Here is a 15,251-nt window from a genome sequence, read left to right as displayed (position 1 = left end):
TCACGCTATCGATTCCTTTGCCCATTTTTTGATCATAAATACTAAGTCTTGCATTAAAAGAGGTTTTGTCATAAAATCATCCATTCCTGCAGCAAGGCATTTTTCCTTTTCTTCTTCCATAACGTTAGCAGTTAGTGCTATGATGATTGGTTGTTTTGTTAACATTTGATTTTGTCTAATTTGTTTGGTTACTTGGATTCCATCCAGATCTGGCATTTGAACATCTAAAAATAATATATCCGGTGTTTCCTTTTCCACGAGTAAAATCGCATCATTTCCATTTTCTGCAACCAAAGCTGGATACCCAAGTTTTTTCAAAAACATCTTGCCTACTTTAAGATTGATGGAGTCATCATCAGTGATTAAAATTTTTACTGGGTATTGTTCCGCTAAATGTTTTTCCCACTTAGTGGCATCTAAATTACTCTGGATTGTTGTTTCATTGTTTGTTTTGTCATCATCATCAGTCTGTTCTACAGGAATTTCTATTTTAAAAATGGTTCCTTTCCCTAACTCAGACTCGACAGTGATATTTCCCAATAACTCTTCTACAATTTTTTTCGTAATGGTTAAACCCAATCCTGTTCCAGTAGTTTTCCCTGACAAATGTGAATGGATTTGTGTAAAAGGTTGGAAAAGATTCTCTATTTTTTCTTTTGGGATACCAATCCCTGAATCCTTAACTTGAAGGATTAATTTAAATTTTTTATCATCTACTTTTTCAGAAGAGACGAGGAGTGAGATCCTTCCTAATTCAGTAAATTTAACTGCATTTCCTAATAAGTTAGAAAGGATTTGTGTAAAACGTTTTTGGTCTGTGATAATGGTGTTTGGTATTTCGCTATCGAATACCAAGTCTATTTTTACTGCTTCAGAGTTTAGTTTTGATTTAAATAACTGCACCATACCATTTAATATTTTTTTTAAAATTATCGGTTCTAAATGTAGCTCAATTTTACCTGACTCTAATTTTGCTAAATCTAAAATATCGTTTATTAATAGTAAAAGATTTTCTCCACTAAATTGGATTAAACTTAAATATTCTTTTTGATCATCCGTTAAATTTGTTTGACCCAACATCTGAGTCATGCCTAAAATCCCATTCATTGGAGTCCGGATTTCATGGCTCATGGTGGATAAAAAAGCTGTTTTAAATTTTGCTTCCGCGAGAGCTAACTCTTTCTCCTGTTTGAGTTTTTCTTTGTTTTTAAAATTTTGGATCATACGATCTGCTATGAATAAGGCTTGTGATAAACCAAAAACTAAAAATCCATATTGTCCGTGATAAGCTGTTCCTTTTTTTGCAAATTCTGTTAAGATATCGAATGAAAAAAGTAACATCGTTGATACAAGGGAAAATAGGAAAAATTTTGCCCCTGGTTTTTTAATATATACACCATGAATTATTGGATACATTAGCGCAAATAATCCAATTAAAGATAAAATTAAATGATATGATAGAACTCTTGAAAAAATTGGAGTTGCGAAAGGGAGGCCAAATAACAAGAGTATTGCAAAAAAATAATTTGTTAAATACACTGGCGAGTATTTGTGATCGGGATAAACTTCTTCTACATATCTTACAAAGGAAAGGTATAATAAAGTAAATGATAAGCCATTCAGCTTTAGCATGGTTTCATAAACATCCATTGGAAGGTAATTATAAACAATTCTCGCTTCCCCAATACTCAGTAACCTAACTGATGCAAGGAAACAGACAAAGGAAAAATAAAGGTGAGTTTTTTCGTCTCTCCAGAATAGAAATAATACAAAATGGAAAAAGGCAAGTGTGCCGAGAGAAGATATAACGAAGATATCATGACTTGTTGCTTCGAAAAATGATTTGTTAATTCCTTCGTGTGTTCCAATCAGATATGGTGTCGCAATTCCGCAAACATGATAATGGAAACAAGAAATCTGAATGTTTAAATTGATTTCACCATTATCTCTTGAAGGTAGTGGTATGGTTTGAATTTTGATGCTTGGAATTTCAGAATCACTTTCAAAACCTAATTTTCCAGATTCATAAATTTTTTCTTCACCAACAAAAATCTTAAATGCATTCCTTGTGACTCCGTTTTGTAAGTATAATGTTTTTGCATTTGGATTTACTAAGATTTTTAACTGTAATGTGGCATATCCTTCTTTATAGGGAACTCCTGTATGATTTGTCCAATTTCCAGGAATTTTGGTAAAATTAGAATTTTCATTTTGAGCAGTTACCAATTGTTTCCACTCGATCTTCCAATCACCATTTAAGGGAACATTTCCATATAAATCAAAATCCCAACTTCTTAGATCTAAAACTCCAAATTGTGCTGTGGGTGGGTTTGGTTTGTCGTAAGTAAAACATCCTGCAAAAGTGATTAAAAGAATTGATATCGAAACTTTCTGCAGGAAGTGATGGAACATCTTAATCTAGTATGAGGATTCGATTTAAGGTGATCCTTCAATCTATTTTCCAATCCCGAAGATTTTAATTTTGATCCATAAAAAGGTGAGTAAGAAATAGTTAGGTTTTCGTATATATCCTAATTTTCTTAATAGGTCTTTGTTTTGAAACCCTTTCAATTTGTCAGGATTGGTTATTGTTAAAATTTCACTGATTTGGTTCCCCTCAATCAAAATGAATTGTACAAAATTGGGAAATCCATCCTTCCCATAACCAATGGTGACTGGACTACCATTCGCATAACCGAAGTAAACCATTGATGAATCACTCACCTTTTTGATTGTTTGTTTTAAGAACGTTATGACTCGGATGATTCCAGGAATCGGAATTCTTGCTGCATGTACTTTTCCACCACCATCTGAATAGGCAACCACATCTTCTTTTAGTAATTGGGAAAGGGACTTTGTATCTTGTTTGATACATGCCAAACTAAATTCCAATAAAAGTTTTTCTTGGTGTTTGGGATCTGGATCAAATTTTTTTCTTCGTTCTTTTAATGCCTGTTTTGCTCTGCTAAGAATTTTTCTTGTGTATTCTGGGGATTTTCCAATAATTTTTGAGATTAATTCAAACTCAAAACCAAACGATTCACGTAATAAAAAAACTGCACGTTCAAATGGGTTTAATGTTTCCAGCAACACTAAAAATGCAAAATTTATTTTTTCATCATCGATATCGGACGTAAGTTCAGGAATTGGTTCTGGTAAATAAGGACCAATATAGGTTTCTCTTTTTCGGGAAGCCTTTTTTAATAAATCAAAAGCAAGCCTTGCTACGATACTTCCTAAATAGGCTTTCGGATTTTCTACCTTAATATGATTTGCTGAGAGCCACCTAAGGTAACTCTCTTGTAAAATATCTTCAGAATCTGCATAACTTCCAGTGATTCGATAAGCAATTGAAAACAAATAAGGTTTCCATTCTAAAAAGGATTGTAGATTTTCCAAATTAAGTTTCTCCCCGTTGTATCAATTTTTCCTCAAACCCAATTGGATTGTTTTGTGGATTCCCTTGTGGCCAGAAATAAAATCGAAATGGTAGGTATTTTTCCAACCTTAATGATATCAGTGTAAAACGATTCACACATTCTTTGATCAATGCTCCTAACGTTCCTTTGATTATTTTTTCTTTTGGAGAATCATCGAAGTTTGTCCATTGGATGAGACCATCGTTTCTGCCTAGAGAAACACAACGTCCAAAAAAATGAAATTCAAAAGGAGAAAGGTTTCGATTGTGGAGTACATTGGAAATGGTATCAGCTACATAAGCTCCCATCGGTAATGCAGTAACACAACCCATCCGCAAATGCGAAGGTTCTAACTTCGCCGCATCTCCAGCAACATATACATTATCGTATTGTTTGGATCGTAAAAAAGGATCAACATAAACTTGGTTGGAGTCATTTGTTTTAAAACCAGATTTTGTCAGTAAATCATGAACCTGAAAGCCTGTACAGTTCATCAGTGTATCGTAATGTAACTCTGTTTGGTCTAGGAATCGAATTTTATTTTTCTCAATTTTTTCAATTCCCTTCGATTCGATCACTCCAATTCCTAAGGACTCAAATTTATTTTTGATATAATTCCTTCCAAGTTTAGAAAAGGATTTTGCAAATAGATTTTGATCCACAATGGTAACATTAGTTTTTGGATATTTTTCTTTCCATTCCGAAGCAAATTCAATGCCTGTTAGACCACCACCTAATATGCATAAATGTCCTATACCTTTAGGAGATTTTGATTTTAAAAATGATTCCAATGATTCTTTGGATTGGATTGAATTTTCACCATCTAACTGGGTTTTCGTATTTTGGCTTCCAATAGAGACTACCAAATAGTCATAATTGTAAACAATTGGTCCAAAATTTGTTTTTACGTCCACTTCATTGGAATTAGGTGAAATCTTTGTGATTTTACCAATTGTAAACTGGATCTTTTTTCGAATGAGATCTTGTACTTTCATTTTTTTCTCATTTCTCCGAGACGCCAGTTCGTGGAAACGAATCCTTTCGTGGAAGAACTCAGAATTGGAAATGAGTACTACTTCTATATCCTTATTTTGTTTTTGCAAACGATTGGCGCAGAGTATGCCCGCATAACCTGCACCTAAAATCAAAACCTTTGTTTTCATAGGAAACCTCCTTAACATGACGAAAGAAGGGGGTAGGTTTGTGACAATTTTAGAGAAAAAATGAACTTGCATTAACAAACGATATTGGAACAAGATCACCCATGCAGAAATGGAAACAAAAACTTGTTTTTTGGGCAATTTTGATTTTTTCCTTTTATCCAGTTACTTTCGTATGGGGCCAAGGATTTGATAAAGGAAATCTGATCTTTTATGGAATGGGAATTGGTGGTTTTGGTAACAATTCTGGATCTATACAAAAAGGAGTTTTTAATTATAATTTTCCTGGTTATCTTGCACTCAATACAGTTTCTACAGATATAACCTCACGTTATCTTAGTTATACGTTCTATACTGGATTTACTGAAGATAGAACAAGGCTTTCTAGTAAAGGCGGAGAACTTGGGGTTGAGTATGGAATTTTTAAATATTTTGGGATTGGTCTTTCTGCTACAAACCAAGTGATTTCCTCTGCTAATTTTCGCACTGTGGACTCGAGAGTAGTCACTGGATCTGCTTTGTTTAGCGGATCAGTTTCGAATCAACTCGATTTACTAAACGCAGGTGATTTGGCTCAATTGATTTTACAAAAAAAACGAGATTTCTATAATGCGTTAACTGCTGATGTAAATTTATTTTTTCATATGAATCCAAACAGTGCCTTTGATCCGTATGTAAAGATTGGAGCAGGTTACGGATCTGAAAATTTATATGGTGGAACCGTGAATCGAGTTTTTGGTGGTCTTGGAGTCCGGTATCATATCACCGATCGATTTTTTCTTAGCACCGAAGTAGAACATGCAAATACATATATAGTCAATTATAAGGCACCAAACTCTGGTTATAGCAACAAGGGTAATTACGAAGAAACAGCTGGAAAGTTTGGATTTGGAATCAACTTTTCATTATCAAAAAAGGATACGTATCCTCAGGAAGAAACTCCCAAACGAGTGATTGATTCCATCCCTAACGATGACCAATTGAAAACAGCAAGTATACCCAATGAATCGAAACTCGAACGTTTTGTGTTCTTTGCAAGTGAGATCTTCGATTTACCATCAAGCCGCATCCATTTGGAAGGTCGAGCGAGGTTAGATGCGATTGCGAGAAGTTTAGAAAACGAATTTAAAGAATATGATATTCTCATCATTACTTATACATCGCCTTACAAAGAGGACTTACCAGGTAACTTTGAAAATTATGATTTGGGATTTGAAAGAGCCCAGGCTATCTCTCGTGTCCTTCGAGAAAAAGGTGTGAGCCCTCGTAGGATCATCGACTCCACACAAGGATCAGCCATGTACACTGTGGAGTCGAAGGAAAAAGTTGTGATCGAACTTAGGAAAAAAGTTAAGTAACCAAGGTTTTTAATCCTAATAATTCCTCTGTTCTTTTTCGACTAAACGAGCAGAGTTCTGGATTTTCTTTCATTGATTCACCAAAACTTGGAATCATGGTTTTTAATTTGTCTCTCCAATCTTTAGATTTCATTTCATTGGGGAAACAATCTGATAAAACTTCCAACATGATGGAAACGGAAGTTGATGCACCCGGGCTTGCTCCGAGTAATGCAGCAAGGGATCCATCCTTTGCTGATACAACTTCTGTTCCAAATTCTAATACTCCACCTTCCTCTTCATCTTTTTTGATGACTTGAACCCTTTGCCCTGCGACAACGAGTTCCCAGTCTTCAGAATTCACTTCAGGGAAATATTCTTTTAATGCTTCAATTCGATCTTCGTGAGATTGTAGGGCTTGGCTAATCAGATACTTTGTTAAAGGAAGGTTGTGCATCCCTGCAGATAACATAGGGAAAATATTATCTAATTCCAAAGATTTTACTAAATCCAAATAAGAACCTTTTTTGAGAAATTTTGTCGTAAAACCAGCGTAAGGTCCAAATAACAATTCTTTTTTCCCTTCAATGATTCGTGTATCCAAATGAGGAACAGACATTGGAGGTGATCCAACATTTGCCTTTCCATAAACCTTTGCAAAATGTTCTTTAATGATGTTTTTGTTTTTACATCGTAACCATTGACCACTGACTGGAAATCCTCCAAAACCAGATGCCTCAGGAATATCAGATTTTTCTAATAGAGGTAAACTTCCGCCACCCGCACCTATAAAGACAAATTTTGCTTCATGGTGTTCTTTTTCATGAGTTTGTAAATTATGAGATGTTAGGTGCCAATTTCCGTTTTCACTTCTTTCCAAGTCTTTGACATCTTCAAAATAGTGAACATGAACATCCGAAAACGTTTCTAGGTAACGAAACATAGCACGTGTTAAGGTTCCAAAATTGACATCAGTTCCTAAGTCCATTCGTGTTGCTGCTACTTTTTCATCTGGATCACGACCCTTCATGACTAGGGGGAGCCACTCTGAAATTGTTTCTCTGTCTTCTGTGTAGATCAGTCCATTAAACAATTCATATTGTTTGAGTGCGTTAAATCGTTTCTCTAAAAAACGAACATTTTCATCACCCCAAACAAAACTAAAATGAGGGACCGAATGGATAAAATCCTCTGGATCAATGATTTGTTTGATACCTGCAAGGTAGGCCCAAAATTCCTTCGAAATTTCGTAAGATTCAGCGATTTGAAGGGCTTTTTTGGTCTGAATGGAGCCATCTTCATTTTCAACTGTATAATTTAATTCACAAAAAGCTGAGTGTCCTGTGCCTGCATTGTTCCAAGCGTTGGAACTTTCGCGTGCCGCAGCATCAAGTCTCTCTAAAACTGTGATCGTTAGGTGGGGGTTTAATTCTTTTAATAGAACTCCTAATGTAGCACTCATGATTCCCGCTCCGATGAGAATCACATCTGACTTGGTTCGAATTGTATCTTTTTCTTTCATCCTATCCTTCTTGTCTGAATAAAGGTCACTTTCTCGATCAAAAAACTGTCCAATATATAGGGTAATCTCATTGAAAGCGTTCTTTGTATTTTTGTCAGTATTAACATCCTTACTTGGATTTATCTATTATTATTCTACCTTTCGTTTAATCTCAGGACTTTCACTGAATGGTCCCATCGTCACTATGATTCTTTTCGGAATTGGAGCTCTGGTTATCCTTGTTCCCTTAACTTACGCCTTTAGTCGCATGTCTAAACGGGAAAAAACCCAGACTTTTTTTGCCTATGTCACTTTCACCAATTTTGGATTTTTTTCGATCCTTTTCACCTTGGTTCTCTTCATGGACCTTCTACGACTATTTGATATTGGGATAGTTTCTGATTATTCAAGACTTTTGTTTTCAACCTTACTTCATTTCGGATTTCCGATTGATGGAGTGACAGAGGTAAAAAATTTTAGTTTGGCATTTTCAACCATTGTTGTTGCGACGGCACTGAGTTCCCTTGGGTTTTACAATGCACATGTTCGATTAACTACCAAACATGTTAAAATTCCAGTTAAGAATTTACATCCTGACCTCCATCAATTTAAAATCGTACAAATTTCGGATGTTCACATCGGACCTACAATTAAAGAAAAATTCCTACGTAGAGTGGTTGGAAAAATCAATGCACAAACTCCTGATGTAGTTGTCATCACTGGAGATTTAGTAGATGGTCCCGCAGTGACACTCAAACACCACTTAAAACCTTTAGCCGATATCCAATCGAAATTTGGAACCTATTATGTAACCGGAAATCACGAATATTATTCTGGAGTTTTATCCTGGTTACCAGAGATAGAATCTTTAGGAATTCGAGTTTTACTCAATGAGAACCAAACCATCCCGGTAGGGAATGCTAAATTATTAATGGCAGGTGTTACCGATTTAACTGCAGGATCTATGATTAAATCCCACCAAACAAATCCCAAACGAGCCATGGCTGGTGGGGAAAATTCGGATTTTAAAATCCTTTTGGCTCACCAACCGAATAGCGTGTACGATGCAAACAAAGTAGGTTTTCATTTACAAATCTCTGGCCATACACATGGAGGGCAATTTTTCCCTGGTAACATTCTCATTTATTTTGCTCAAAAATTTGTAGCTGGACTCCATCGTTATAAGGATACACAAATTTATGTAAGCCGAGGTACAGGTTATTGGGGGCCTCCGTTTCGTTTGGGAGCACCCTCCGAGATTTCGGTCTTGGAATTACAATCTACTGTTTGATTGGAACTATTTTGTAGTTTGAATGTGCCAGGGAACGGTCATCCTGTTCTGTTCACTGGTAAAAAAAATATGAAAATAGATGCTTTCACTTTGCTTTTCTGAAATCTTTGTCAAATCGCAAGGTAGGTTAGCGGAGAATGACAGAGAATCGTTTGATTAGGAAATTATCTATTGCCATTGAAGCTCCTTTATACCTCTTAATCTTTCCATATTTTATCAATTTTTGTTTATTCGCCTCTGGTTTTGACACAGATACACTCATCCAACTTGCTTTACTTGGAACTTTATTGTCACTTGTTCCTTTGGTAGTAGGGATCACTTTACGCACTCGACGTTTAAAACATTTACTTGGTTATTCTCACCTAACAGATGTAGAAGCGATCTCAAAATTGAAAAAAGGATTATTGGAACACCCACGTTGGGAAGGTAGGGTGATCCTAATCCGTTGGACAATTTCTATTTTCGGATTTTCATTTATGGCAGTCACAGTACTAGGTTTACCATGGAATGAAATATTTGCACTTCCATACGCCTGCGTGATGTTAGTTCCTATTATATATTTAGCTTTCTACTTCCAATCAGAAGTATATTTAAGTGGAGTTTTACGTAACAAATCCCTTGCAGATGTTCCATTAGATGAATCCAAAGTACGTGTTTTTGGTGTATTCCAAAGAAATTTGTGTACAGTTTTGGCAGTTGCAATATTACCGATGTTAACATTTGGATACTATTTGTTTTTAATTTTAGCAACAAACTTTCGATCCCCTTATTGGTTTTATCAATTGCCGATTGTATTTGTGATGATGCTTGTGATTATGGTGTATGCTGCTTATGTAGGTAGTAAATCATTAAAAGAAGACATCGGGAACCTCAATCATTCCATTGAAACTTTATCTAAAGGAGAACTTTCGGAATCGATCCCGCAACTTTCGGCGACAAACTTAAGTCATACAATTGTAAAACTTAATTTGTTTATGGATTCGTTACGTGTCTATTTTCAAACTGCAAAAAAAGAAGCAGTCACACTCTCCGATACTTCCAAAACGATTCTGAACAAAGGTATTGAGATCGATTCACAAGTTGTCTCTGAAAAAAATAAAATTGATTCAACATTTACTTCCGTGCAACAAATCCAAAACTTATCAAAAGCCACTTATGAACGTGTGTTATCTCAAAAAGACAAAACTAATTTTTTGGCAAATGAATTAACTCGTGTGACACAAGAGATGACAAATCTCGCAATAAAAGCGGAAGAACTAGTAATCAATACAAATCACTCGATTGGCACTGTGAAGGTTTCAGGAGACGCCATTCAATCTGCATATGAAAAAGTGGAACTCATGAACCAAATGAGTGAAAATATTAAATCTGCCATCTCTATTGTCGAAGATATCTCGGATCGAGTGAATTTACTCTCTCTCAATGCATCCATTGAAGCAGCAAGAGCTGGATCCATGGGACGTGGTTTTGCAGTGGTTGCCAGTGAAGTATCACGACTTGCCGATGAAACAGCTAAAAACATAGAAGAGATCAAACGTGTTGTAAAATTATCTCAGGTTGCATCCAAAGAAAGTTTGGAATCCATGAAAGAGATTATCTCCACAAATAATGATGTTAAATCCAAATTTGAAGAAATCTCCCAAGTAGCTCAACTCTTTGGGCACACAAGTGAAACAAGTTCGGAAAATGTGAAGTCACTGAAAGAGCTGGTTGGAGAATTCCAAATGGATGCCGAAAAGATCACAAGTGAAATGGAGTTACAAACCATATACACAGAAACATCCAATTCCAACTTACAGGAGTTATGGGAAAATCATTCTCAGATTTCAACTACCTTCGGTGAAATTTCCGAGGAGGCAAATCGTTTGCAATTGGTTTCTGAGTCCATGGAAAAAATCGTTTCTCGGTTTCGATTTTGAATGAGGATGGGAAAATATTTGATTAAAATTAGTTTCCTACCCTTTCAAATCGATTGAGATACAGTAAATTAGGATCATCGGATCTAAGAGAAAAATTTCAAAAACGTACCGAATCTGTCAAACTATTGGGTAAGCTTTTGAAAGTTATTTTAAGATTCTCTTTTTTCTTTGGTTTCTAATGAGTGAATTTTAAGGTCATACCCATTGAATCAATTTTTGTAATCGTTTTTAGATTTTTCTCTTCACCAATTAAATTTAATAATTGGTCAATGGTCCCACCTTCATTTTTTTCCCATCCTATCACACAAATTTCTCCGTCCGTGTTTTTGAGATAAATCTTAGCGTTTCGGTAAGGAGTGCCATTTCCCAATTCAATATTGTAATATACAGAGCACATTGCATCCGTGATGGGAACACCAGTGGCATCAACCAAGGCAATTTGATTTCCGTTTTGTAAGAGTTCAATTTGACGAATGTTAGTAGGGTAGTGTTCGACAATCGTTATGCAAAATTGGCCAGGAACTCTTCCCATACATTGGTTGAGTTTATCCTGTTCTTCCGCTTCTTTCGCAATTGTGATTAACGAAAGTGGAATGACACTTGAGTTATTTGTGTCCTCTTTGCAGGAAATGAATGTAAGAACAAAGAGTAATAATGGAATGCAAAAATATGGAATTCGTATTATTTCGACTGATTTTCGAATTTGTTTCATATCTATAATCTAATAAAATGTTTTGAATTGAGAATACTATCGGCTGAAAGTGAGTGTGAAACCGTCTACACTCACTTCTTTTAAGACTTCGATGATACCTTCTTCTTCTGGTAAATTAAGCAAATAGTTTTTTGTTTCTCCATTTGTTTTTTGAAATTGAATTGCACAAACTCCCTGTTTATTACCTCGCCAAAAGTATAAAGTTGTTCTTTTGAATATCGTTGCATCGTTCCATACGATTTCATAGTATCTAGTGCAACCACCAGAATAGTAAGGCAATGATGCAGTGTTTAATGTGGAAATTTGCTCATTTCCCAGTCTGAGATCGACTCGTAAAATATTCGTAGGGTAAGGTGTAAGGTCGGCTGTACAGTAATAACCAGGAGGTAGAACACCCATACACTGATTAAGTTTTTCTTGGTCTTCCACATTCTTAGTAACTGTAATGAGAGATAATGGCACCCATCCTGAATCTGTAGAAGCATCACGACATGAAATTCCGAAGAAAGTGATTAAAAACGAAAAGATTAAATATGCACAAATGGTATTTTTAGAAAGTTTTTGCTTTTTCATAAGTTTGTTTTAAACTCCTTTTATAATCCCGACGCAAAGTAAAAACTGCGAATATCACTTTGGCCAGCAGAATCAGTAACTCTTAGCATGAAAGTCCAACCAGGACCAAACCACCACGTGGCTCCACCAACCAGACGTCCTGTATTGGGATCTAACCATGAATTTGTTGGTAATCCCCCATCTTCATAGGTCCATTGAAATGGAGGAGTACCTCCTGTTGCAACAAATTGAAATTCCCAAGGTAAAAACCAACGACCAGCTGGACATGCGACTTGATCGACGGCACCACAATATGATACAATGTTTGGTCTAAGCGGAGCAGGAACTAATGCTGCAAGTGTTGCGCCAATATTGATCCGTCCGCAACCAAAGTATTCCCTGTCGATCATTGGATTTCCAGTTTGAGTGAGTGGTGTGGCTTGATTGCACATAGCTTTTAATACATCTTTTGGATGGTAATTGGGATCAACGGAAAGTATTAATGCAGCAAGCCCAGAAACCATGGGAGCTGCCATAGAAGTTCCAGTCATAAAAATATATTGATTATTTGTCGATGTAGACAAAATAAAACTACCTGGTGCAACAATATCCACCTTCCCGTAATTTGAATCTGGATACCTAAAACTATATGAATTCGAGGCATCTAAGTTCCCAACAGAAATAACCTCATTAAATGAAGCAGGAAATGAACCACGTTCTTGTGATGTACCTGGGAAAGGTGAAATCCTTCTGCCTTTATTTCCGGAAGAAGCAACCATTACGACTCGTTTCGCTTCCCCATAACGAACGGCATCTCTGGTCAAAGCAGAAGTGTGAATTCTTACTAAACATCCCCATTGGCAATATTCATAACCTTCAGCACCTAAACTCATATTAATAACTTTTGCTCCGGCATTTATAGCATCTAGTATTCCATAAGCGATTAGACGATCACTAGAAATTGGATCATTCATTATACCGGGATAAAACACATTGATTGCGATAATGGGGTTTGACCAAGTAATCCCTGCAATTCCAATACCGTTATTAGTGGAAGCTCCAATTGTACCTGCCACATGGGTTCCATGATTCCATCCAAATTTTCCATTGAATAAGGGTCTAGACATAGCTGAGTGTGTGACACATTCGTAAGGGAATATGCCCCAATGGTAGCAAGTTGCTGGTTCAAAAGATCTATTTTGTATAATTTTTCCTACCAAATCAGGATGTGTATCATCAATTCCCGAATCAATAACAGCAATTTTTACAGCAGGTGAACCAGTTGATATGTTCCATCCATTATAAGCATTAATTGCTGTTAAATATGCTATCTGATATTTTGTACAGAAAAAACAACCTGTATTGGCCTCGGGATCGTCTGGAACTGCAGATGTTTCGGTTTTTGTATTTGTTATTACCCATTCAATACCTGGCTTATTTGTGAGAGCAAAGTTTACTTGGAGTAGGTCTACCTTTGCTTCAAACAAAAGGAAATATGTCCGATCGAGTCCAATTAATTTTGCAGTTTCTTTATCTACATTTGTGTCATCCGCAACAAAAGGTAAGATGGACAACAAAGAATATTTTTCTAATATAGCATCAATTTCTTGAATTCCCACTTTTTTGGAATCAATGTTTTCAATTGATTTTGTTAGTTTTAATATGAGAATTCCGGGCGTGAAAGGTAACTCAAAGGATGTTTTGGTTATAGTGACGATTTGACTTGGCAGTGTAAAAGAATTCACTGAGTAATTGTATTGCAATAGAGATAAATCGAAGTTTAGTTTAATATTTGTGGTGATACCAGTAATTACTTCGAAATTGCCTTCCATTTCAATTTGTGTAGAATTTGTAAGATGAAATCCAAATGATTCTTCATTGATCCATACATTCCCGTGATTAGCATCTAGAACGAACTTGATAGATTTATACTTTCCACTTGGAATATTTGAAATTGACGCTATACCAGGTGCATTCATTCCAAAAGAAATAATGTCAACGAGAGTGGAATTGAAATTTGTTTCCAATTCAAGCCCGTCTTCAGAGGTTACTATAATTTTTTTAATCTGAATCTTGATTTGATTCGGTATTACTTTCCCAATGTTAGGGGCACCATCACGATAGATAAAATCCGCGCTTGGTAAATTTGTGTAAGATCCCTGAATTCCTAACTTTCCTTCTTGCGGACCTCCAGGATTAATTTGGTACTCGCCAGATTTAATTTTTTCTACAACTATATTTGCTTGGATCTCTCCACCTTCCCGAATAGGATCTGTTATCGGATCTAAAGAATTTGTCGGAGGGGGAGAATAAAAAAGAGATGTAAGTAGGTTACCTTTGTTCGTCTGTTTTTTTTCACAACTCAATACAAAAGCAAGTGTGAAGATTAAAGAAGTTAATAAAAATAATTTTCGATTGTGATTTATTGGCCGCATATCATGCAGAATTTCAATATAACGTTTGTTTTAGTCAATTTTATTTGAAGATATCCAATAAAAACTATCGTCCGTTTTGCGAAAGAAGACAGCTGTTTGGTTTTGGGAAAACTAACTACCTATACTTGAGTATAATTCATTCTCTGGACTTATGCCATAATAGCTGTTAGTTTTCCTTGTGCAATTCGTACGGTTTCAATAATTGCCGCAAATTAATGTGACATAATCCCAAACTATCCAAATTCGATCCATTTTTCCCTGCTAGTTCCCTCTCCATATCTCATAAAAAAAATGCAAAATGTCTCATAATCCGGGACAATTTTTACAATAGATGGTTGACGTAGAGTGTACATTCCCAATGATGGTGAAACGGTGATTGAGTGAAGCCTGGAAGGGAACTGACTTGATTGCAAAGAAAGCTCTTTTACAACATACACAGTAGCGTGACTCCAAGACAATTCTAGCGAGAAAAAACCGAGGGAATGGAAACGTTCTCTCAAATGAAGACTAGGTGTAGTTGTTACAGCATTCGGCTGATAACAACAACTCTGTAATTAATAAATTGGTAGCAATACCGATTTCAACACGGAGAGTTTGATCCTGGCTCAGAACTAACGCTGGCGGCGCGTCTTAAACATGCAAGTCAAACGGGTAGCAATACCAGTGGCGAACGGGTGAGTAATACATGGATAACCTACCTAGAAGTTGGGGATAACACAGAGAAATTTGTGCTAATACCGAATGTGACGGTTCCTGGTAGCAGGGATTGGTTAAAGCAGCAATGCGCTTTTAGATGGGTCCATGGCTGATTAGCTAGTTGGTGGGGTAAAGGCCTACCAAGGCGACGATCAGTAGCCGGCCTGAGAGGGTGAACGGCCACAATGGAACTGAGACACGGTCCATACTCCTACGGGAGGCAGCAGTT

General features: G+C 36.2%; 10 protein-coding genes and 1 rRNA gene. 4 read left to right on the top strand and 7 right to left on the bottom strand.

Features of this window, described 5'->3' with window-relative positions:
- From CH354_RS00055 to CH354_RS00045, 3 genes are read right to left on the bottom strand one after another with little or no spacing between them, the layout of a single operon-like run.
- Nucleotides 1-2,412: an ATP-binding protein gene (locus CH354_RS00055; protein WP_100726404.1), complete on the bottom strand. Its 2,412-nt coding sequence runs from the start codon at nucleotides 2,410-2,412 to the stop codon at nucleotides 1-3.
- 42 nt (nucleotides 2,413-2,454) lie between these two features.
- Nucleotides 2,455-3,399 carry a sigma-70 family RNA polymerase sigma factor gene (locus CH354_RS00050; RefSeq protein ID WP_100726405.1) on the bottom strand — a complete coding sequence of 315 codons (945 nt, stop codon included), beginning with the start codon at nucleotides 3,397-3,399 and terminating at the stop codon, nucleotides 2,455-2,457.
- Between the two features lies 1 nt (nucleotide 3,400).
- Entirely contained in the window at nucleotides 3,401-4,582 is a 1,182-nt protein-coding gene (locus CH354_RS00045) for an NAD(P)/FAD-dependent oxidoreductase (RefSeq protein ID WP_100726470.1), read from the bottom strand.
- Between the two features lie 101 nt (nucleotides 4,583-4,683).
- Here CH354_RS00045 and CH354_RS00040 point away from each other — a divergent pair, with 101 nt between their 5' ends.
- Nucleotides 4,684-5,937: an OmpA family protein gene (locus CH354_RS00040; protein WP_100726406.1), complete on the top strand. Its 1,254-nt coding sequence runs from the start codon at nucleotides 4,684-4,686 to the stop codon at nucleotides 5,935-5,937.
- Here CH354_RS00040 and CH354_RS00035 read toward each other — a convergent pair.
- Entirely contained in the window at nucleotides 5,930-7,438 is a 1,509-nt protein-coding gene (locus CH354_RS00035) for a malate:quinone oxidoreductase (protein ID WP_100726407.1), read from the bottom strand. The genes CH354_RS00040 and CH354_RS00035 overlap by 8 nt on opposite strands.
- 70 nt (nucleotides 7,439-7,508) lie before the next feature.
- Between CH354_RS00035 and CH354_RS00030 the strand changes: the two genes are divergently transcribed.
- Nucleotides 7,509-8,708, top strand: a complete 1,200-nt coding sequence (locus CH354_RS00030; protein ID WP_100726408.1) for a metallophosphoesterase — start codon at nucleotides 7,509-7,511, stop codon at nucleotides 8,706-8,708.
- A gap of 137 nt (nucleotides 8,709-8,845) precedes the next feature.
- On the top strand, nucleotides 8,846-10,627 hold the full coding sequence (locus CH354_RS00025; protein ID WP_100726409.1) for a methyl-accepting chemotaxis protein: 1,782 nt from the start codon (nucleotides 8,846-8,848) through the stop codon (nucleotides 10,625-10,627).
- A gap of 175 nt (nucleotides 10,628-10,802) precedes the next feature.
- On the opposite strand, the gene CH354_RS00020 is transcribed toward CH354_RS00025, so the two are convergent.
- From CH354_RS00020 to CH354_RS00010, 3 genes are read right to left on the bottom strand one after another with little or no spacing between them, the layout of a single operon-like run.
- Nucleotides 10,803-11,339, bottom strand: coding sequence for a hypothetical protein (locus tag CH354_RS00020; protein WP_100726410.1), 537 nt, complete (start codon nucleotides 11,337-11,339; stop codon nucleotides 10,803-10,805).
- A gap of 36 nt (nucleotides 11,340-11,375) precedes the next feature.
- Nucleotides 11,376-11,912, bottom strand: a complete 537-nt coding sequence (locus tag CH354_RS00015; protein ID WP_100726411.1) for a hypothetical protein — start codon at nucleotides 11,910-11,912, stop codon at nucleotides 11,376-11,378.
- Nucleotides 11,913-11,932: 20 nt separating this feature from the next.
- Nucleotides 11,933-14,326, bottom strand: coding sequence for a S8 family serine peptidase (locus CH354_RS00010; RefSeq protein ID WP_100726412.1), 2,394 nt, complete (start codon nucleotides 14,324-14,326; stop codon nucleotides 11,933-11,935).
- Between the two features lie 582 nt (nucleotides 14,327-14,908).
- Here CH354_RS00010 and CH354_RS00005 point away from each other — a divergent pair.
- Nucleotides 14,909-15,251 (top strand): 16S ribosomal RNA (locus CH354_RS00005); the annotation flags it as partial.

The sequence above is a fragment of the Leptospira levettii genome (assembly GCF_002812085.1).
In the GTDB taxonomy this organism is placed as follows: Bacteria; Spirochaetota; Leptospiria; order Leptospirales; family Leptospiraceae; genus Leptospira_A; species Leptospira_A levettii.
The sequence above is the reverse complement of the archived record's forward strand: the minus strand, read 5'-3'. Positions and strand labels throughout refer to the sequence as shown.